We start from the raw sequence: 19641 nt of genomic DNA on the forward strand, positions 1-19641 counted from the left end.
CGCCCCTTTCGCTCAAGTCATGTGGGCTCTATACGAAGGACTGGCCGCCGTGCGGGTAGACTCGCGGCCTTCATCTTCTAGGGTTGCACACGGAAAGTCTCAGGGCATGGGTATTGCGGGTCTGTTTTCGTCCGACATGGCGATTGACCTCGGGACGGCGAACACGCTCGTCTACGTCAAGGGCAGGGGGATCATCCTCAACGAACCATCGGTGGTGGCCTACCACGTCAAGGATGGCAAGAAGCAGGTTCTTGCCGTTGGCGAGGATGCAAAGCTGATGCTCGGCCGCACACCCGGCTCCATCGAGGCCATCCGCCCGATGCGCGAGGGCGTGATCGCCGATTTCGACGTCGCGGAGGAGATGATCAAGCATTTCATCCGCAAGGTTCACCGCAGGACGACCTTCACCAAGCCGAAGGTCATCGTCTGCGTGCCGCATGGCGCGACCCCGGTGGAGAAGCGGGCGATCCGGCAATCGGTGATCTCGGCGGGCGCGCGGCGCGCCGGCCTGATCGCGGAACCGATCGCGGCGGCGATCGGCGCGGGCATGCCGATCACCGACCCCACCGGTTCCATGGTCGTGGATATCGGCGGCGGCACCACCGAGGTGGCCGTGCTGTCGCTGGGCGATATCGTCTATGCGCGCTCCGTCCGGGTGGGCGGCGACCGGATGGACGAGGCGATCATCTCCTATCTCCGGCGCAACCATAACCTGCTGATCGGCGAGGCGACGGCAGAGCGGATCAAGACCTCCATCGGCACGGCCCGGATGCCCGACGACGGGCGCGGCGCCTCCATGCTGGTGCGCGGGCGCGACCTGCTGAACGGTGTGCCGAAGGAGACCGAGATCAATCAGGCGCATGTCGCGGAGGCGCTGGCCGAGCCGGTGCAGCAGATCTGCGACGCGGTGATGATCGCGCTGGAGGCGACCCCGCCCGACCTTGGCGCAGACATCGTGGACCGCGGCGTCATGCTCACCGGCGGCGGCGCGCTGCTTGGCGATCTGGACCTGAGCCTGCGGGAGCAGACGGGGCTTTCCATCTCCATCGCGGACCAGTCACTGAATTGTGTCGCGCTGGGGACGGGCAAGGCTCTGGAGTATGAGAAACAGCTTCGGCATGTGATCGACTACGATAGCTGAGGCCGGGGCCGGAGAGCCCGGCTCAACGACCGCGCCGGGGGACATCGGTGGCAAGAGACCGCAACGGCCATGTCGAATACATGCGCCCGATCAGGAGACTCCTGATCGGCACGGCATTTGTGCTGCTCATGGGGCTGTTCATGGTCTGGCGCATCGACAGCCCGCGGGTGGAGAGCTTCCGCGCCGCGCTGATCGACCGCGTGGTACCGTCGCTCGACTGGGCCCTGGTCCCGGTGACCAAGACCGCGAACATGATCGATGACTTCCGCTCCTACGCGCGTATCTACGAGCAGAACCAGGAACTCCGGCGCGAGCTTCAGCAGATGAAGGCGTGGAAGGAGGCTGCGCTGCAACTGGAGCAGAAGAACGCCAAGCTGCTCGGGCTCAACCAGGTGCGGCTCGACCCGAAGCTCACCCATGTGACGGGCGTGGTGCTGGCCGATTCCGGCTCGCCCTTCCGGCAGTCGGTGCTGCTGAACGTGGGCGCGCGCGACGGGATCATGGACGGCTGGGCGACGATGGACGGGCTGGGGCTTGTCGGGCGGATTTCCGGCGTGGGGCAGACCACATCCCGCGTGATCCTGCTCACCGATTCCAACAGCCGGATCCCGGTGACGATCCAGCCCTCCGGTCAACGCGCGATCCTGTCGGGCGACAACACCGCCTCTCCGCCGCTGGACTTCATCGAGGCCCCCGATCTGGTGCGGCCTGGCGACCGGGTGGTTTCGTCCGGGGATGGCGGGGTATTCCCCTCGGACCTGCTGGTCGGGCAGGTGGCGCAGGGGCCGGACCGGCGGCTCCGCGTGCGGCTTTCGGCGGATTACGAGCGGCTCGACTTCCTGCGCGTGCTGCGCAGCCATCTTGCGGAGCAGCTTTCCGATCCGGGCGGGCTCATCATCGTGCCCGATCAGCCCTTCGGGCCGCCGCCCCCGCCCCCGGATGCCCAAGGAGCACGAAGCGGGGGAACGCAGCCGCCGGAAACGCAGCCGCAGGGGGCGCGGACGGATGGCTGATCCGCTGGCCCTTCAGCGGTGGATCTACAGGGCGATCTTCGTGGGCTTCGCGGCGCTGTTCTATGTCATCCGCATCCTGCCGCTGAGCACGCTGCCGCCGACACTCCCCGGGCCCGACCTGATGATCGCGCTGGCCTTCGCCTGGATCCTGCGCCGGCCGGACTTCGTGCCCGCGCCGCTCATCATCGCGGTGTTCCTGCTGGAGGACCTGCTCTATCACCGCCCGCCGGGGCTGTGGGCGGCGATCGTTCTGCTGGGCACGGAATTCATCCGGGGGCGGGTTGCGCTTTTGCGGGGGCTGCCGTTTCCTGTGGAATGGGCGATGGTCGCGGCGGTGCTCGTGGCGATGACGCTGCTGGAGCGGCTGGTGCTCGCCGCCGCGCTGGTGCCGCAGGCCACGCTCACCGCCGAGATGCTGCGCGTGCTGACAACGATGATCGCCTATCCCGTGGTCGTGCTCGCGACGCGGTTCGTCTTTGCCCTGCATGACCCCGAGCAGGACAGGTTGGGGAGACGCGCATGAAGCGCAATGACAAGGATGTGGAGGAAAGCAACCGCCGGATCACCCGCAGGGCGCTGGTCCTTGGCGGCTTGCAGGTCAGCGTTCTCGCGCTGCTTGCGGGGCGGATGCGCTATCTTCAGATCGACCATGCCGACCAGTACCGGATGCTGGCGGAGGAGAACCGCGTCTCCATCCGGCTGATCCCGCCGACGCGGGGCCTCATCGCCGACCGCACCGGCACGATCATCGCGGGCAATGAGCAGAACTACCGTGTCGTCATCGTGCGGGAGGATGCGGGCGACGTGGGCGAGGTGCTGAACCGCCTGTCGCGCGTGATCCCCATGTCGGAGGACGAGATAGAGCGCACGCTGCGCGAGATCCGCCGCCGGTCGGCCTTCGTGCCGATCACCGTCGCGGACCGGCTGTCGTGGAAGGAATTCTCCGAGGTCGCCGTGAACGGCCCGGCGCTTCCGGGCGTCACGCCGGAGGTGGGCCTGTCGCGCTTCTACCCGCTCCGGGGCGACTTCGCCCATGTAGCAGGTTACGTCGGCCCTGTGAGCGAGAACGATCTGGCCAATCTGGAAAGCCGCGATCCGGTCCTGCAGATACCGAAGTTCCAGATCGGCAAGAACGGCGTCGAGCAGCGCATGGAGGATGTGCTGCGCGGCACCGCCGGCTCCAAGCGGATCGAGGTGAACGCCGTCGGTCGCGTCATGCGGGAACTGAGCCGGCAGGAGGGAGACGCGGGCGGCAACGTGCAGCTCACCGTGGATCACCGGCTGCAACGCTACACGCTCGACCGGCTGGGAGAGGAAAGCGCCGCCGCCGTGGTGATGGACGTGCACAACGGCGATCTGCTGGCGCTGGTCTCTGCGCCGTCCTTCGACCCGAACCTGTTCGTGCGCGGGATCTCCGTGGCCGACTACCGCGCCTTGATGTCCAACGACCACCGCCCGCTGGCCAACAAGACGGTGCAGGGCACCTATCCTCCCGGTTCCACCTTCAAGATGGTGACCGCGCTTGCCGCGATGAAGGCGGGAATGCTCGACCCGTCCGACAGCGTCTATTGCCCGGGGTATCTGGCCTATGGCGGGCGCCGGTTCCACTGCTGGCGGCACGGGGGGCACGGGCGTTTGTCGCTGGTGGAGGCGCTGGCGCAATCCTGCGACGTGTTCTTCTACGAGATCGCCCAGCGCGTCGGGATCGACAAGATCAGCGAGATGTCGCGGCTTCTGGGGCTTGGCGTGCGCCACGACCTTCCGCTTTCCGCGGTGGCGGAAGGGCTGGCGCCGACGCAGGCGTGGAAGCGGCAGGCACGCGGCGAAAGCTGGCTTGTGGGGGACACGATCAACGCCTCCATCGGGCAGGGGTTCAATCTCAGCTCCCCCCTCCAGCTCTGCGTGATGACGGCACGGATTGCCACGGGGCGGAACGTGCTGCCGCGGCTCATCAAGTCCATCGACGGAATTGAGCAGCCGGTGCCGGGGGGGGAGGAGCTGGGCCTTTCTCCGGCACATCTCGCACAGGTGCGGCGGGGGATGGATCAGGTGATGAACGGCCGCACCGGCACGGCGCGGGGTGCCCGCATCGCCGATGAGGCCATGCTGATGGCGGGCAAGACCGGCACGGCGCAGGTTCGCAACATCTCGGCGGCGGAGCGGGCCTCGGGCGTGCTGGGCAACCACCAGCTTCCGTGGAACCGGCGCGATCATGCGCTTTTCGTGGCCTATGCCCCGGTCCATGCCCCGCGCATCGCGGTGAGCGTCGTCGTCGAGCATGGCGGAGGCGGCTCTGCCGTGGCCGCCCCCATCGCGCGGGACATGATCAAATTCGCATTGGGTGGCGGTCTTGGCCCGACTGCCGTCGCCCCTCCCGCGGAAGGGGCGGATCCCGCGCCCACCCCTGTCGCGCCACCCCCCCGGACGACCCGCGCATGACCTATCTCGCGTCAAACCTGAAGCAGGTGCCGACGGGCCTGCGCAAGTTCCTCCATATCAACTGGCCGCTCGTGGTGCTGATCAGCGCGATCTGCTCCATGGGCTTCCTGATGCTCTACTCCGTCGCGGGAGGGTCGCTGCACCCCTGGGCGGAGCCGCAGATGATGCGCTTCGGCCTTGGCATCGTCATCATGTTCCTTGTGGGTTTCGTGCCGATCTGGCTGTGGAGGAACCTGTCGGGCGCGGTCTATATGGCCGCCTTCCTGATGCTGGTCTATGTGGAGCTGTTCGGCCACACCGGGATGGGTGCGACCCGCTGGATCAACCTCGGCTTCATGATGGTACAGCCGTCGGAGATCATGAAGATCGCGATGATCATGCTGCTCGCCGCCTATTACGACTGGCTGGACGTGCGGAAGGTGTCGCGCCCGCTCTGGGTGCTGATCCCGCTGCTCATCATCGTGCTGCCGACGGTTCTGGTGCTGAAACAGCCCGACCTCGGAACTTCCACCATGCTGATTGCCGGGGGCGGTCTGCTGATGTTCGCGGCAGGGGTGAGCTGGATTTACTTTGCCGTGGTCATCGGCCTTGTGGTGGGCGCGGTGGCGCTGGTGCTCAACAGCCGCGGCACGCCCTGGCAGTTGCTGCATGACTACCAGTTCCGCCGCATCGACACGTTTCTCGACCCGTCGAACGACCCTCTGGGGGCGGGCTATCACATCACGCAGGCGAAGATCGCGCTCGGCTCCGGCGGCTGGGCCGGGCGGGGGTTCATGGAGGGCACGCAGAGCCGCCTGAACTTCCTGCCCGAGAAGCACACCGACTTCATCTTCACATCGCTGGCGGAGGAGCTGGGCTTTGTCGGGGGCATGTCGCTGCTCACGCTCTATGCGCTGCTGCTGTTCTTCACCATGTCGTCGGGCGTCACCAACAAGGACCGTTACGGCTCGCTGCTGACCATCGGGATCGCGGGGACGCTGTTCATCTACATCACCGTCAACATGTCGATGGTCATGGGCCTTGCGCCCGCGAAGGGGGCGCCGCTGCCCTTCGTGTCCTATGGCGGGACGGTGATGCTGGTTCTGCTCTGGGCCTATGGCCTGGTGCAGAGCGCGCATATCCACAAGCCGAGGTAACCCATGCCCCTGATCCTGTTTGCCGGCAGCCCTGACGAATGGGCCGCCTACCAACAGACGCTGCCCGCCGCGCTGAAAGAGGCGGGCGTCGAGGCGGAACTCACCGCCGAGATTCCCGCCGATCCGGGGCGCGTGGATTACATCGTGACCTCGCCCGCCGGGCGGATTTCGGATTACGCGCCATTCGTGAACTGCCGTCTTGTTCAGAACCTCTGGGCGGGGGTGGAGCGGATCACGGGCAACGCCACGCTCACGCAGCCGCTCGCACGGATGGTGGATCCCGCGCTGACGCAGGGGATGATCGAGTACGTGACGGGCCATGTGCTCCGCCTGCATCTCAGGATGGACGACTGCCTGCAGGACGGGCGGTGGCGGCGGATCGTGCCGCCGCTCGCTGCGGAGCGGAAGGTGGCGATCCTCGGGATGGGGGAGCTGGGGCAGGCGGTCGCCGGGGCGCTGGGCGCGCTTGGCTTCCGGCCGCTGGGTTGGAGCAGGCGCCCCCATGAGATGCCGGGGGTGGAGACGCATTCCGGGGCGGAGGGGCTGGCCCATGTGCTCTCGCAGGCGGAGATCCTCGTCACGCTGCTGCCGCTCACGCCGGAGACGGACGGTCTTCTGAATGCCACGCGTCTTGCGTTGCTGCCGAAGGGGGCCAGCATCATCAATCCCGGGCGTGGCCGCCTCATCATGGACGAGGCGCTTCTCGACGCCTTGGATTCAGGTCACCTTGGCCGGGCAGTGCTGGATGTCTTCCGGGAGGAGCCGCTGCCACCGGCGCATCCGTTCTGGGCGCACCCGAAAGTCCTTGTCACCCCGCATATAGCGGCTGCGACACGCCCTGCGACCGCGGCCCGCGTGGCGGCGGAGAATATCCGGCGGGGAGAGGCGGGGGACCCTCTCCTTCACCTCGTGGACAGGCGCGCCGGTTACTGACCGTGCTCAGTTCTTACCGCGGAACCGGTCGGTGAAGCGCTGCCAGCCGCGGCTCACGCTGTCCCGTGCCTCATCCAGATTGGCGTCTGCCCGGTCGATCGCATCATCGAAGCGGCTCATCGCCGGTTCGATGGTCCTTTGCCGAAACCGCCGCCAGAGAACCACGATCCAGACCACCAGAAGGAACAGGATCGTCAGGATGATGATCGACGCCCATGGGATGACCCGTGCATCCGGCCCGGAGACCTGCCGGATCGCCATGGCGTTGGGGAAGATCGAGAAGAACTCGTTCCGCCAGCCATAACGGGTGACCGACACCCACTTCGGATCGTTGGCACTGGGGATCAGGTCCTGCGCGCGGGCCTGAAGGTTGGCGCTGTCCATCTTGAAATAGGGCGGCCAGCCCCAGCCGGTATCCTCGTTGCGATAGACTATGGCACGCCCGTTCGGCTTGATGGCCTGAATGAAGCGCACGTCCCGTGTGCCCTGGGCCGTTTCCCCCGCGGGGGGGCTGGCCCAGAAGAACGAATTGTCGCCGAAATCCACGCGCCGGTTCTCCGTACCCACGATTCGCACGGTGTCATGGCGGGGGAGCGTGTAGTGCAGGAAGGAGCCGATGAGCCCCACAATGACGATGATGAGCGTCCACTTGATGTAGCGCAAGGCGGTCCCTCCGGCTCAGTTCACATTCACCAAGTAGATCAGAAAAGCGATAACCGCGAGTGGCAGCGCGTAAATTGCGAGCAATCGCCGCGCCCGGGCGGAACTGTCGTAAAGCCGCATCCCGCGCCGCACGAATTCCCGCCGCGCCGGTTTGGGCGCCGACAGGATCTGCCAGCGTTCTTCCAGCCGCTGCCGATGAAGCGAACGGAGATAGAAAACCACCGAAAAATAAAGCGCCGTGCCGATCAGAAAGGACCACACGGCGACGCGGAGCAGGATCAGAAGCGTTGCCATGACGGGCACGATATCACGCATCCGACAACCGCCAATGCCCCGATTGCGCGGCGGTTTTTCCCGGACTACCGTGGCGGGATGACCAGCCATGACACACCCAGCCCCCCGCTCTCCGATCGTCTGCTTTCCGCCGTCGCGGCGCGGGAAGGGGAGCTGATCGCACTTACGCAAGAACTGATCCGTATCCCCACGCTCAACCCGCCGGGTCGGAATTACCGCGACATCTGTACGTTTCTGGCCGACCGGCTGGCCGTGCGCGGCTTCAGGGTGGAGCTTCTGCGGGCGGAGGGGACGCCGGGGGACAGCGATGCCTTCCCGCGCTGGAACATGGTGGCCCGGCGCGAGGGCGCACGCAAAGGCGATTGCGTGCATTTCAACTCCCATCATGACGTGGTGGAGGTCGGCCACGGCTGGACGCGCGATCCTTTCGGGGGCGAGCTGGACGGGCGGCGCATCTATGGCCGCGGGGCCTGCGACATGAAGGGGGGGCTGGCGGCCTCCGTCATCGCGGCCGAGGCTTTTGTCGATACCTGTCCCGACTTTGCCGGAGCGGTGGAAATCTCTGCCACGGCGGATGAGGAGACCGGGGGTTACGGCGGCGTCGCCTGGCTGGCGGAGCGCGGCTATTTCAGCCCGGAGCGGGTGCAGCATGTCATCATCCCCGAGCCGTTGAACAAGGACCGGATCTGCCTTGGCCACCGGGGGGTCTGGTGGGCGGAGATCGAGACCAAGGGCCGGATTGCCCACGGCTCCATGCCGTTTCTGGGTGACAGCGCGATCCGGCACATGTCGGCGGTACTGGCGGAGATAGAGGCGCATCTCTACCCGCTCCTCGCCTCCAAGCGGACGGAGATGCCCGTGGTGCCGGAGGGCGCGCGGCAATCGACGATGAACATAAACTCTATCCATGGGGGTGAGGCGGAGCAGCCTCCGGGCTTCACCGGCCTGCCCGCGCCCTGTGTCGCGGATCGCTGCCGCATCATCATCGACCGTCGCTTTCTCATCGAAGAAGGTCTGGGCGAGGTGAAGGGGGAGGTCAGGGGCCTGCTCGACCGGCTGAAGGCCACGCGGCCCAACTTCGACTATGAGATCCGCGACCTGTTCGAAGTGCTGCCGTCGATGACGGACGAGGGCGCGCCGGTCGTGCGCAGCGTCGCCGCGGCGGTGGCGACCGTTCTGGGCACGCATCCCGAATTCGTCTGCTCTCCCGGCACATACGATCAGAAGCACATCGACCGAATCGGCCGGCTGAAGAACTGCATCGCCTATGGGCCGGGGATACTGGATCTGGCCCACCAGCCCGACGAATGGGTCGGGGTGGACGACATGCTGGACTCCGCACGGGTCATGGCGCTTACGCTGGGCGATCTGCTCCGCTGATCTCGCCGGATCGTGAGCGGCGCCCTCTGGCCGAGGGCGCTGTGGAACGGTAGGCGGTTATCCGCTTGATCGGCTGCGGTAACCCGTGTCTGATGCGCGCGAGAACGAGGTGAGGGAACGCGGCCATGATGAAACGCCTGAAACTCGCCGTCGCGGCGCTTGTCCTGTCTGCGGGAACGGCTCTGGCGGCGCAGGATACGCTGACCCTTGGCATGGCGCTGGAGCCGCCCAACCTGGATCCGACCGCCGGTGCGGCCGCCGCCATCGACGAGGTGACCTACGCCAACATCTTCGAAGGGCTGACCCGTTTCGCGCCGGATGGTTCCATCGTGCCGTCGCTGGCGGAAAAATGGGAAGTCTCCGACGACGGGAAGGTGTACACCTTTACACTCAACCACAACGTGAAGTTTCATGACGGGACGGATTTCAACGCCGCGGATGTGGTGTTCAGCCTCGACAGAGCGAGGGGGCCGGATTCGACCAACGCGCAGAAGCAGCTGTTCACGAATATCGACAAGGTGGAGGCGCCGGAGCCGTTTCTTGTCCGTATCACGCTGAAGTCCCCGGACGGCAACTTCCCCTTCAACCTCGCCTGGGGCGATGCCGTCATGGTGGGGGAGGAAACCGCGGCCACCAACGCCACGCATCCCGTGGGCACCGGTCCGTTCAAATTCGTCGAATGGGCGAAGGGCGACCATGTGACCATCGAACGCAACGTGGACTACTGGGGAACGCCCGCCAAGCTGTCATCCGCGACGTTCAAGTTCATCGCCGATCCGACCGCGGCCTTTGCCGCCGTGATGTCCGGCGATGTCGATGCCTTCCCGAACTTCCCCGCGCCCGAGACGCTGGTGCAGTTCGAAAGCGACCCCCGTTTCAAGGTGCTGGTTGGCACGACGGAGGGGGAGGTCATCCTTGGCCTCAACAATCGCAAGGCGCCGCTGGACGATATCCGCGTGCGGGAGGCGATTGCCCATGCCATCAACCGCCAGGAGCTGATCGACGGCGCGATGTTCGGCTACGGTGTTCCGATCGGCACGCATTTCGCCCCGCACAATCCCGACTATGTCGATCTCACCGGGCTTTCGGCCTATGACCCGGAGAAATCCCGGGCCCTGCTGAAGGAGGCCGGGGTGGAGGGGCTGCACCTCAGGCTCGCGCTGCCGCCGCCCGCCTATGCCCGCCGCTCGGGAGAGATCATCGCCGCCGAACTCCGCGCGGTGGGGATCGAGACGGAGATCACCAACGTCGAATGGGCGCAATGGCTGGAACAGGTGTTCAAGGGCAAGGATTTCGACATGACCATCGTCGCCCATGTCGAGCCGATGGACATCAACATCTATGCCCGCCCCGACTACTACTTCGGTTATGCCAAGCCGGAATTCGTGACGCTGATGGATACGCTCGCCGCAACCACCGGGCGGGAGGCGCGCTCTGCCCTTCTTAAAAAGGCAGAGACGATGATCGCGGAGGATTTCGTCAACGGCTTCCTGTTCCAGCTTCCCAAGGCAGGTGTCGCGAATGCGAAGATCCACGGCCTTTGGGAAAACTCGCCCACCCCCGCTAATGACCTGACGGCGGTCTATTGGGAGGAGTGATCCCGTGACGCGCCTTGTCATCCGGCGCGCTGAGATCGACGATGAGCCGTGGATCCGGGTTTGTGCGGAGCGGGCCTATGCGCGCTATGTGCCGTCGATCGGGCGAAAACCCGCGCCGATGACCGCCGATTTCGGCAGTCAGATCGCGGCAGGACAGGTGCATGTGGGGCTCGGGGAGCGCGGGCCGCTGGGCTTCATCGTCTTCTACCCGCAGTGGGACCACATGCTGCTGGAGAATGTGGCGGTCTCGCCGGAAGCTGCGGGGCAGGGAGTGGGCAGGGCGCTCATCGCCTTTTGCGAGGCGCAGGCGGCGGGGATGGCGGGGGTGCGCCTTTATACAAACGCGAAGATGGCCGAGAATCTGGCGATCTATCCCCGGCTCGGCTATGTCGAAACCGGGCGGCGGCAGGAGGATGGCTTCGACCGCGTGTATTTCGAGAAGCCCTTCCCGGCCTGATCCGCGGTGGCCAACCACTGGCCGAGCGGGTAGGGGTAGGTCCGGCCCGCTGATGGCTGCCCGTTTTTGCAGGTAGCCCCGTCTTTACAGGTAGTCCATGTCCGAAACCCCTTCCGCTCCGGTCACGCCGACCCATGTCGCCTGCATGAAATGGGGCACTGCCTATGGGCCGGAGTATGTGAACCGCCTGTATGCGGGCGTCCGCCGCAATGTCACGGGACCGCTCAGGTTCTTCTGCATGACGGATGATGCCATCGGGTTGGATGCGGCGATCGAGGTCCTGCCACTGGCGGAGGAGCCGTTTTTTCCCGCCATGTTCGCGGAGATGCGCAAGCACGGCTATCATGGCGCGCTCCGCAAGCTGTCGCTGTTTCGGGAAGGGGCTGTGCCGGGGTTGAGCGGGCCTTTGCTCATCCTGGACATCGACGTGGTGGTGACGGGGTCGCTCGACGATCTGATGACATGGGAGCCGGGCAAGGTCTGCATGCGGCGGGAATGGACCACGACCGGCTCGCGCGCCTCACGCGGGCATGGCTCGGTGCTCCGCATGGATCCGGCGATCCACCCCGCGCTTTACGAGGCCATGGCCCGCGACCCGGAGGGGGAGATCCGGCGCTATGTCGGGTCGGAGCAGAGCTATACGTCCGGCACGGCATGGGAAGCGGGCTATTTCGCGCCCTTCCCGGATCAATGGATCGTCAGCTTCAAGCGCGCCTGCCGCCCGCCGCGGCCGCTGAACCTGGTCCTTGAGCCGCGTCTGCCACGGGATGCGCGGATCGTCGCCTTCCACGGCCGCCCCAAGATCGAGGAGGCCATGCAGGGCTATACGGCGGGGGGGCTGGGCAAGCGCGTCCTGCCGACGCGCTGGCTCCGCAAGCACTGGCTGGGCGAGGGCTGAAGCTTAGCGCCCGACCTGCTCCCGTTCCGGGGGGCGGTCGAAATCCAGCACCGGGTTGATCGGCAGGATGCGATAGGGATTAATCGTGTCGTGGCTGTAGTGATAGTGGCGCACGATATGGTCGAAGCGCACCGTCTCCCGCACGCCCGGCACCTGATACAGCTCACGCGTGTAGGGCCAGAGGTTGGCATAGTCCGCCAGCCGCCGCCGGTTGCACTTGAAATGCAGGTGATAGACGAGGTCGAACCGGATGAGCGTGGTGAAAGCCCGCCAGTCCGTCTCCGTCGATTGCGATCCGGTCAGAAAGCGGCGGAGCGAAAGCAGCTCCTCCATCGCGTCCATCGTCTCGAAAACGCCCTCGACGGCGGGATCGTAGGCCTGCTGGCTGGTGGCGAAACCGGCCTTGTAGACGCCGTTGTTGAGCCCGTCATAGATGACCGCGTTCAGATCGTCGATTTCGTTGCGCCGGGACGCGGGGCAGTAGTCTGTCGTATTGCCGGTGATCGCGTCGAAGGCGGAATTGAACATGCGGATGATTTCGGAGGATTCGTTGGAGACAATCGTCTCCCGCTGCTTGTCCCAGAGCACCGGCACCGTCACGCGCCCCGATACATCCGGTTTCGCCTTGGTGTAGATGTCGCGCAGGAAGGGAAGACCATAGAGCGTATCCCCGGTGGCGCCCGGAAAGTCTGTGGCGAAGGTCCAGCCGTCATCCAGCATGTCGGGATGCACGACGGAAACGCCGATATGCTCCGTCAGGCCCTTCAGCGCGCGATAGATCAGCGTGCGATGCGCCCAGGGACAGGCATAGGACACATAAAGGTGGTAACGCCCGCTTTCGGCAGGAAATCCGCCCTCTCCGCTTGGTCCGGGACTGCCGTCCGGTGTGATCCAGTTGCGGAAGCCGGAGGTGGACCTTTTGAACGCGCCTCCCGTTGACTTGGTATCATACCAGCCCGGCTGCCATATGCCGTCAACAAGCTGTCCCATTCAGTGTCTCCCGTCGTGAAAACTTCATGGGACAGTAACTTGAAGCTCACGGGAAATGCTTCACATTATTTCATGTCTGTGGAGGGATGCTCATGGATCTGCTGCCAAGCGAACTTGCAAGAAACCTGCGGGACATGCCCACCCCGATGGAGCGGAGGGTCAAGAGCCGTCTCCGCGCCAAGGTGGCCGGACGCATCTATCCGGTATTGCACACGTGGGAAGGCGGATTTTCGATCGCGGCGGAGGGGGTTGTCCACCTGCGGGGCGCGGTCGATCTGTATGAGGGTCACAAGCTCGTTCGGCATTGCCTGATCGTGGCTTCCATCTCCGCAAGCGGGGAGCTGATCTGCGAGTACAAATTCTCCACCCTTGCCACGGAAGCTCCCCCTGCGGACTGGGCGCCCGATGAGATAGAGCCCTTGCACAGTGATGATCTGGTGCGGCTTCTGGCGTAATCAGGCGAGGCGGAGCAGACCGGCCCCAACGGCGATCATGCAAGCCGCAACAAGGCGTTGCGGGCCGATCCTCTCACGCAGGACGAGGGCTGCTATCGCGGTTCCGAACAGGATCGACGTCTCGCGGAGGGCTGCCACGACCGCCACCGGTGCAAGCGTCATTGCCCAGAGCGCCACGGCATAGGAGACGAGCGTCCCAAACCCCGCCAGCAGGCCCCAGTGCCATCCCTCTCTCACCTGACGCAAGAAGGAGGAGCGGCGACGCAGCAACGCCCAAGCGAGCATCGGTGCGGCGGTAAGGACGAATTCCCACATCGTATAGGCGACGGGCGCCCCTGAAAGCCGCGCCCCATAGCCATCCGAAAGCGTGTATCCCGCGATGACGAAGGCGTTCATCAGCGCATAGCGCAGCCCCGTCCGGTTGGTCGCTCCGCCGGACCACAGCGCCATGCTGAGGATGCCGCCCGCGATCACGAGGATGCCGGACAGCGCGATTCCGCCCAGATGCTCCCCGAGCAGGACCATGCCGACGAGGGTCACGATGAGCGGCGCGGTGCCGCGCATGACGGGGTAGGTCTGGCTCATGTCGGCCACCGTATAGGCGCGCGCCACGAGGAAGTAATATGCGACCTGCAATGTCACGGAGAGGGCCAGGAACGGCCAGCTTTCCCGCGCCGGAACGGCAAGGAACGGCATGACGGGCAGGGAAATGATCGCAGCCGCGGCGGCGACCATCACGGCCGTGAGTGTCTTGTCGCCCGAAGCCTTGACGATGGCGTTCCACGCCGCGTGCATCAACGCGGCGACAAGAACGAGGCCGAAGACTTCAGGGGGCATGGATGCAGGGCTTGTAACGGTTCCGTAACGGCCCTAAGCCCGGCGCCCCCTGACTGTCAAGCGGCGGGCAGTCTTATTCCGCCACGGCCTTGTCCAGAACCGCCTTCATGTCGGCAAGGGACATGTTGGAGTGCTTCTCGCCATTGATGATGAAGGTCGGGGTGGAGTTGATGCCATCCGCCTGCGACCGCTCCGAATAGGCCTTCACCAGCGCCTCTGCCGTCGCCTGATCGTTCAGGCAGGCATTGACCTGCTCGTCGTTCAGCCCGCCCGCCCGCGCGATCCCGCGCAGGTTTTCGGCGACGACCGCGGGATCGTCCGACCCGGCCCAATCGCGCTGCTTGGCGAAATAGGTCTTGGAGAAGCCGTAATAGCGCATGTCTCCCCCGCAGCGCGCCACCATCGCGGCCCAGAGATCGTAGCGGTTGAAATAGACCTCGCGCTGGATGAACTTCACCTTGCCGGTGTCGATATACTCCTTCTTGATCTCCGGGAACACGTCGTTGGAGAAGGCCGCACAGTGCGGGCAGGTGAAGGAGGCGTATTCGATGATCGTCACCGGCGCGTCTTCGTTGCCCATGACGATGTCGCGGGCGGGATCCGCCGCCGGGGCCGGGGCGGCGGTGTCGGCAGCCTGCGCACGAGCAGCGCCCGTATCGGGAAGCGCCGCCGCGCCGAACCAGAAGGCACCGGCGAGGGTTGCCATCGCAAGGGCGGAAAGGGTGGTCTTCATCGTCTTCCTCATTTTCCGAATGTGCTGTCTTTGGCGGGAGCGCGGGCGATCACGTTCTGCCCGAGCCGCTCCAGCGCGGCGCGAAGCCCCTCGTCCCGCACGCCGCCCGTGGCCTCCGCTGCGCGGCGCGTGATCTCCGGCGCGGGCTGGGGCTTTTGCGGGAGTTGGGGGGTGGTAAAAGCGGCATGTCCATCGGCGAAACCGGTGGGTGCCGTCTGGGTGATCGTGATGCGCGACACGGCGGAGTAGCCGTAGCAGGCATTCACCCGCGCAATGATCGAGGGCAGCTGCATCTGGAGCATCTGCGCCTGTGCTCCCGTCGTCAGCAGCGTCAGCGTTGCGCCGAGGCCCTGCTGGCCGTAGGACATCTTGACGGGCCGCGCCATTCCGGCGATCTCCGGCCCGACGATTTCCGCCCAATGGGTGAGAAGCCGCGCGACAGCGAAGCCACGCTTCTCCCCCGCCTGCCGGATGCGTTCGCCCAGAAGGCCCGCGGCAGGCTCGAACCCGCGCATCCGGCGGGAGGGGGAAGAGAAGGGCGGTTTCGTCTTGCGCGGCATCTTTGTTTTCCGGGTCTGAACCCTATTCTAAGGCAGCGAAGCAGCGACGCACCAGTGGAAGCGACGGAGTTGACGGAATTTTGCGTGACGTGAGACAGGACTGGACATCAAGCGATCTCTCGGCAGCGCTTCTGGAGTGGTATGACCGTCATGCCCGCGTCATGCCCTGGCGCATCGGACCGGCCGAGAGGAAGGCAGGCGTCCGGCCCGATCCCTATCGCATCTGGCTGTCCGAGGTGATGCTCCAGCAGACGACAGTGGTGGCCGTGCGCGACTACTTTCGGCGCTTCACCGACCGCTGGCCGGATGTTGCCGCGCTGGCGGCGGCGGAGGATGCGGCGGTGATGGCGGAATGGGCGGGGCTTGGCTACTACGCCCGCGCCCGGAACCTGCTGAAGGGCGCGCGGGCCGTCGTGGCGGAGCATGGCGGACGCTTCCCCGAAACGCGGGAGGGCCTTCTGACGCTTCCGGGTGTCGGCCCCTATACCGCTGCCGCCGTCGCCTCCATCGCATTCGACGCGCCGGAGGTGGTGGTGGACGGCAATGTGGAGCGGGTGATGGCGCGGCTGTTCCGGGTGGAGACGCCGCTGCCCCTCGCGAAGCCCGAGCTGACGGCGCTGGCCGCGCGGCTCACACCGGGGAAGCGACCGGGTGACTATGCCCAGGCGGTGATGGATCTGGGCGCCACGATCTGCACTCCGCGAAGCCCTGCCTGCGGCATCTGCCCGTGGCGGGAGCCATGCGTGGCCCGTGCGGAGGGGGTGCAGGCAGAACTGCCGCGCAAGCTGCCGAAAGCGGCAAAGCCGGTGCGGCGGGGTATACTCTATCTCGCACGGCGGGCGGACGGAGCATGGCTTCTGGAGACCCGGCCGGAAAGCGGGCTGCTGGGCGGTATGCTGGGGTTTCCCGGCACGGACTGGACGGTGGAGGAGCCGCAGGACGCGCCCCCTATCGCTGCGGAATGGCGCGATCCCGGCGGAGAGGTGCTGCATACCTTCACGCATTTCCACCTGCGCCTCTCCCTGCGCGTGGCGGACCTGCCCGAGGCGACGGAGCCGATGCGCGGGCGCTTCATGCTGCTCAGCCCCGCGCATCTGCCCACGGTGATGCGCAAGGCCTATGACCTGATCCGCGCGGCTCAGGCAAGCGCCACGGGAGAGGTCCAGGCGAGCCCCTCGAACCGGAGCGGAAAGACAACCCGGCGCAAGTGATGCTCCACCATCTTTCGCCCCTGCGCCAGCGCGCGCGGGTCAGGCGAGACGAGGGCGACATCCAGCCCCCCTTCGGCAGCGCGGAAGGTCAGGTGTCCGAAGGGCATCAGGGCATCGGCGCGGCTGCGGTCATGGCTGACCTCTCCGGCTCCGGCGAACAGCATGGCGATTTCCGGCAGGCGTTCCGCGGCGCGCGGCAGGCTGAAATAGGTTGTTGCGGTGAACATGGCTGATCTCTCCCGACCGGTGAGAGTTCAGACATGGGAAGGCGGAGGGTCAATGAAAAGACCCCGCCATGGCAGCATGGCGGGGCAGTTGTGCCACGGCGATCGGTCCGCCGGCGGCACTGGCGACAGGGGACGGAGGGTCAGCGGTCGCTGATCATCTCCGCGCGGATCTGCTGGCGAAGGAGGTCGATCGGGATCATCTGGCCTTCGCGCTTGAAGTGCCAGTAGGTCCAACCGTTGCAGGAGGGCGCGCCTTCCAGCGCCGCGCCGACCTGATGGATCGAGCCTTTCACATCGTTTCCAATGAGGGTGCCATCTGCCCTCACCTTGGCCGAACGGCCGTTCGCCGAATAGAGCTGTTCGCCCGGGCGGAGCATGCCGCGCTCCACCAGTTGCCCGAAGGGCACACGCGGTTCCGCCCGCTTGGAGCCGGACACTTCCAGCGCGGCGCTTTCCAGCGGGCGGACGCGGTCGAGCCGCGCCTTCGCCGCTTCGATATAGGCGGCCTCCCGCTCGATGCCGATGAAATCGCGCCCCAGCATCTTTGCCACGGCGCCCGTCGTGCCGGTGCCGAAGAACGGGTCCAGCACCACATCGCCGGGATTGGTCGTGCCGATCAGCACCCGGTGGAGCAGCGCCTCCGGCTTCTGCGTGGGGTGGGCCTTGGCACCGGTATCGTCCTTCAGCCGCTCGCCGCCGGTGCAGATCGGGATGACCCAGTCCGACCGCATCTGGACGCCTTCGTTCAGCGCCTTCAGCGCCTCGTAATTGAACGTGTATTTCGCGCCTTCCGACCGGGACGCCCAGATCAGCGTCTCATGGGCATTGGTGAAGCGTTTGCCGCGGAAGTTCGGCATCGGGTTCGTCTTGCGCCAGACGACATCGTTCAGCACCCAGTACCCGGCATCCTGAAGGGCGGTGCCGACGCGGAAGATGTTGTGATAGGAGCCGATGACCCAGATCGACCCGTTGGGCTTCAGCAACCGCCGGGCGGCGGAGAGCCACTCCCGCGTGAAACGGTCGTAGGTCTCGAAACTGGAGAACTTGTCCCAGGCGTCGTCCACCGCATCGACGCGGCTGTTGTCGGGCCGGTGCAGGTCGCCGCGGAGTTGCAGGTTGTAGGGCGGATCGGCAAAGACCAGATCAATGGACCCTGCGGGGAGGGCATTCATCGCCTCGATGCAGTCCCCGGCGATGATCTCATTGAGCGGCAGGCTGGCGGCCTGTCGGCTGGCGGTCTTCGTCATTACTCTTGCCTCTTGTACGACGGCCTTCTTGGGGCCGTTCCGTTAGGCAAAAAATGGCGAATCAGCGAATCGCCGTCAATTTGTTTATTGAGTCAAGGCGTTGCTGAAAGGTCTTGATACAGGATGTTGTGGACGGGCCTGAAGGAACGCCGATGATGTGGGGTCGGCCCCAGTGTTCGGAGCGCCTCCAGATGCGCGGCAGTGGAGTATCCGGCGTTTCTTTCCCATCCATAGCCCGGATGCTGTTGCGCCAAATCCACCATGATCCTGTCCCGCTCCACCTTTGCCACGATGGAGGCCGCGGCGATGGAGAGCGATATCGCATCGCCGCCGATGATCGCCTCCCCCCGGACGGCAAGGTCGCGGGGCAGCATGTTGCCGTCGATCAGGGCGTGATCACAGCCGCCCGGCAGGGCCGCCAGCGCCCGGCACATCGCGATGTGGCTGGCGCGAAGGATGTTGTGGGTGTCGATCTCCTCCACCGTCGCATGGGCGATGGCCACGTCGGCGCAGTCGATGATGCGGAGGGCCAGCTCCTCCCGCTTGTCCCGCGTCAACTTCTTGGAGTCGTTCAGCCCCGGCGGAATGCAATCGGGCCGGAGGCGCACGGCGGCTGCCGTCACCGGCCCGCAGAGCGGCCCGCGCCCGACCTCGTCCACGCCCGCGACACGCAAGGTGCCCTGCGCGATGAGGCGGAGTTCAAGCCGGAAATGCGGGAGGGATTCGTCAGCGCCATCCATGCGCGCCAGAAAGACCCAAGCGCGCCGGCTGTGCAAGCCCGGATGGGCGCACTGCGGCCCGCGTTTCCGACGTTTTCAGCTCTCGCCGGGCCGGAGTTTCTCGAACACTTCCCGCACCACGGCGTAATCGCGATAGCCCATGCGGGCGAGGGGATGGAACACCTCGGGCGAGAAACGTCCGTCGATCAGGCAGGCGTCGTTCAGGTGGATGCCCGTCACCTCGCCCAGAACCAGAAAGTTGTTCTGGCCGCGGAGGGGCACGATCTCCGTCATCCGGCATTCCAGCGTCGCGGGCGTGCCGACCACGCGGGAACAGGGGATCGTCACGCAATCCTCCCGCGCGACGCCGGTCGCGGCGAATTCGTCCACCTCACGCCCGAAGGCGGCGGAGGAGGCGCTGACGGCGTCGAGCTGCGCCTCGCCGGTGATGTTCACACAAAAGACACCGGTTTCGCGGATGTTGGACAGCGTGTCCTTGCCTTCCTCCCGGTCGGGCTTGCGGCCGGTGGAGGCGAACATGACCTGCGGGGGGACATAGGCCACGAGGTTGAAGAACGAATAAGGCGCGAGGTTCTCGGACCCGTCTGCGCCACGGGTGGAAATCCAGCCGATCGGGCGCGGGGTGACGATGGCGTTCAACGGATTATGCGGCAGGCCATGGCCTTCGGCGGGGGTATAGAACATAGAGT

The 19641-nt window shown here is 65.8% G+C and carries 22 protein-coding genes; 12 read left to right on the forward strand and 10 right to left on the reverse strand.

Features of this window, described 5'->3' with window-relative positions; genetic code table 11:
• Positions 1-106 precede the first annotated feature (106 nt).
• The 6 genes from CDV49_RS08520 to CDV49_RS08545 are packed head-to-tail and all read left to right on the forward strand — an operon-like array spanning position 107 to position 6662.
• Positions 107-1141 (forward strand): rod shape-determining protein, encoded by a 1035-nt coding sequence (locus tag CDV49_RS08520; protein ID WP_035713771.1) that lies wholly within the window; start codon positions 107-109, stop codon positions 1139-1141.
• Between the two features lie 47 nt (positions 1142-1188).
• A complete protein-coding gene (mreC, locus tag CDV49_RS08525) occupies positions 1189-2154 on the forward strand; it encodes a rod shape-determining protein MreC (protein ID WP_088215127.1) in 966 nt (321 codons plus the stop codon).
• Complete coding sequence (locus CDV49_RS08530) at positions 2147-2677, forward strand: rod shape-determining protein MreD (protein WP_088215128.1); 531 nt, start codon at positions 2147-2149, stop codon at positions 2675-2677. Before mreC ends, CDV49_RS08530 begins: the two co-directional genes overlap by 8 nt.
• Positions 2674-4593 carry a penicillin-binding protein 2 gene (mrdA, locus tag CDV49_RS08535; protein WP_088215129.1) on the forward strand — a complete coding sequence of 640 codons (1920 nt, stop codon included), beginning with the start codon at positions 2674-2676 and terminating at the stop codon, positions 4591-4593. The genes CDV49_RS08530 and mrdA overlap by 4 nt, the downstream gene beginning before the upstream one ends.
• The gene (rodA, locus tag CDV49_RS08540; protein ID WP_088215130.1) at positions 4590-5729 is read left to right on the forward strand and encodes a rod shape-determining protein RodA; all 1140 of its coding nucleotides are present in this window, start codon (positions 4590-4592) and stop codon (positions 5727-5729) included. The genes mrdA and rodA overlap by 4 nt, the downstream gene beginning before the upstream one ends.
• A gap of 3 nt (positions 5730-5732) precedes the next feature.
• Entirely contained in the window at positions 5733-6662 is a 930-nt protein-coding gene (locus tag CDV49_RS08545; RefSeq protein WP_088215131.1) for a 2-hydroxyacid dehydrogenase, read from the forward strand.
• Between the two features lie 6 nt (positions 6663-6668).
• Here CDV49_RS08545 and CDV49_RS08550 read toward each other — a convergent pair whose 3' ends face one another.
• Positions 6669-7325, reverse strand: coding sequence for a DUF1523 family protein (locus CDV49_RS08550; RefSeq protein ID WP_256947283.1), 657 nt, complete (start codon positions 7323-7325; stop codon positions 6669-6671).
• Positions 7326-7340: 15 nt separating this feature from the next.
• A complete protein-coding gene (locus CDV49_RS08555) occupies positions 7341-7640 on the reverse strand; it encodes a hypothetical protein (protein ID WP_088215132.1) in 300 nt (99 codons plus the stop codon).
• 57 nt (positions 7641-7697) lie between these two features.
• Between CDV49_RS08555 and CDV49_RS08560 the strand changes: the two genes are divergently transcribed.
• The 4 genes from CDV49_RS08560 (at position 7698) to CDV49_RS08575 (ending at position 11952) form a co-directional block, all read left to right on the forward strand.
• Positions 7698-8999: an acetylornithine deacetylase/succinyl-diaminopimelate desuccinylase family protein gene (locus CDV49_RS08560; RefSeq protein WP_088215133.1), complete on the forward strand. Its 1302-nt coding sequence runs from the start codon at positions 7698-7700 to the stop codon at positions 8997-8999.
• A gap of 125 nt (positions 9000-9124) precedes the next feature.
• Positions 9125-10597 (forward strand): ABC transporter substrate-binding protein, encoded by a 1473-nt coding sequence (locus CDV49_RS08565; protein WP_218821923.1) that lies wholly within the window; start codon positions 9125-9127, stop codon positions 10595-10597.
• A gap of 4 nt (positions 10598-10601) precedes the next feature.
• Entirely contained in the window at positions 10602-11054 is a 453-nt protein-coding gene (locus tag CDV49_RS08570) for a GNAT family N-acetyltransferase (protein WP_088215134.1), read from the forward strand.
• A gap of 97 nt (positions 11055-11151) precedes the next feature.
• Positions 11152-11952 carry a glycosyl transferase gene (locus CDV49_RS08575; RefSeq protein WP_088215135.1) on the forward strand — a complete coding sequence of 267 codons (801 nt, stop codon included), beginning with the start codon at positions 11152-11154 and terminating at the stop codon, positions 11950-11952.
• Positions 11953-11955: 3 nt separating this feature from the next.
• On the opposite strand, the gene CDV49_RS08580 is transcribed toward CDV49_RS08575, so the two are convergent.
• Entirely contained in the window at positions 11956-12942 is a 987-nt protein-coding gene (locus tag CDV49_RS08580) for a glutathione S-transferase family protein (RefSeq protein ID WP_088215136.1), read from the reverse strand.
• A 92-nt stretch (positions 12943-13034) separates the two neighbouring features.
• Here CDV49_RS08580 and CDV49_RS08585 point away from each other — a divergent pair, with 92 nt between their 5' ends.
• The gene (locus CDV49_RS08585) at positions 13035-13397 is read left to right on the forward strand and encodes a hypothetical protein (protein WP_088215137.1); all 363 of its coding nucleotides are present in this window, start codon (positions 13035-13037) and stop codon (positions 13395-13397) included.
• Here the strand turns inward: CDV49_RS08585 and CDV49_RS08590 are convergent, their stop codons facing one another.
• The 3 genes from CDV49_RS08590 to CDV49_RS08600 form a co-directional block, all read right to left on the reverse strand.
• Entirely contained in the window at positions 13398-14234 is an 837-nt protein-coding gene (locus CDV49_RS08590) for an EamA family transporter (RefSeq protein WP_088215138.1), read from the reverse strand.
• A gap of 73 nt (positions 14235-14307) precedes the next feature.
• Positions 14308-14967 carry a DsbA family protein gene (locus CDV49_RS08595; protein ID WP_088215139.1) on the reverse strand — a complete coding sequence of 220 codons (660 nt, stop codon included), beginning with the start codon at positions 14965-14967 and terminating at the stop codon, positions 14308-14310.
• Between the two features lie 8 nt (positions 14968-14975).
• Positions 14976-15527, reverse strand: coding sequence for a DUF721 domain-containing protein (locus tag CDV49_RS08600; RefSeq protein WP_256947284.1), 552 nt, complete (start codon positions 15525-15527; stop codon positions 14976-14978).
• 80 nt (positions 15528-15607) lie between these two features.
• Between CDV49_RS08600 and mutY the strand changes: the two genes are divergently transcribed.
• Positions 15608-16738 (forward strand): A/G-specific adenine glycosylase, encoded by a 1131-nt coding sequence (mutY, locus tag CDV49_RS08605; RefSeq protein WP_256947285.1) that lies wholly within the window; start codon positions 15608-15610, stop codon positions 16736-16738.
• Here mutY and CDV49_RS20145 read toward each other — a convergent pair.
• The 4 genes from CDV49_RS20145 to CDV49_RS08625 all read right to left on the reverse strand — a co-directional run bounded on the left by CDV49_RS20145 (position 16666) and on the right by CDV49_RS08625 (position 19636).
• On the reverse strand, positions 16666-16965 hold the full coding sequence (locus CDV49_RS20145) for a DUF2218 domain-containing protein (RefSeq protein ID WP_143413144.1): 300 nt from the start codon (positions 16963-16965) through the stop codon (positions 16666-16668). The two genes, mutY and CDV49_RS20145, sit on opposite strands and share 73 nt — an antisense overlap.
• A gap of 140 nt (positions 16966-17105) precedes the next feature.
• The gene (locus CDV49_RS08615) at positions 17106-18212 is read right to left on the reverse strand and encodes a site-specific DNA-methyltransferase (protein ID WP_088215142.1); all 1107 of its coding nucleotides are present in this window, start codon (positions 18210-18212) and stop codon (positions 17106-17108) included.
• A 92-nt stretch (positions 18213-18304) separates the two neighbouring features.
• Entirely contained in the window at positions 18305-18952 is a 648-nt protein-coding gene (locus CDV49_RS08620; RefSeq protein WP_088215245.1) for a ribonuclease HII, read from the reverse strand.
• 75 nt (positions 18953-19027) lie between these two features.
• Positions 19028-19636, reverse strand: coding sequence for a flavin reductase family protein (locus tag CDV49_RS08625; protein ID WP_088215143.1), 609 nt, complete (start codon positions 19634-19636; stop codon positions 19028-19030).
• Between the last annotated feature and the right edge of the window lie 5 nt (positions 19637-19641).

Source organism: Haematobacter genomosp. 1, assembly GCF_002196855.1.
In the GTDB taxonomy this organism is placed as follows: domain Bacteria; phylum Pseudomonadota; class Alphaproteobacteria; order Rhodobacterales; family Rhodobacteraceae; genus Haematobacter.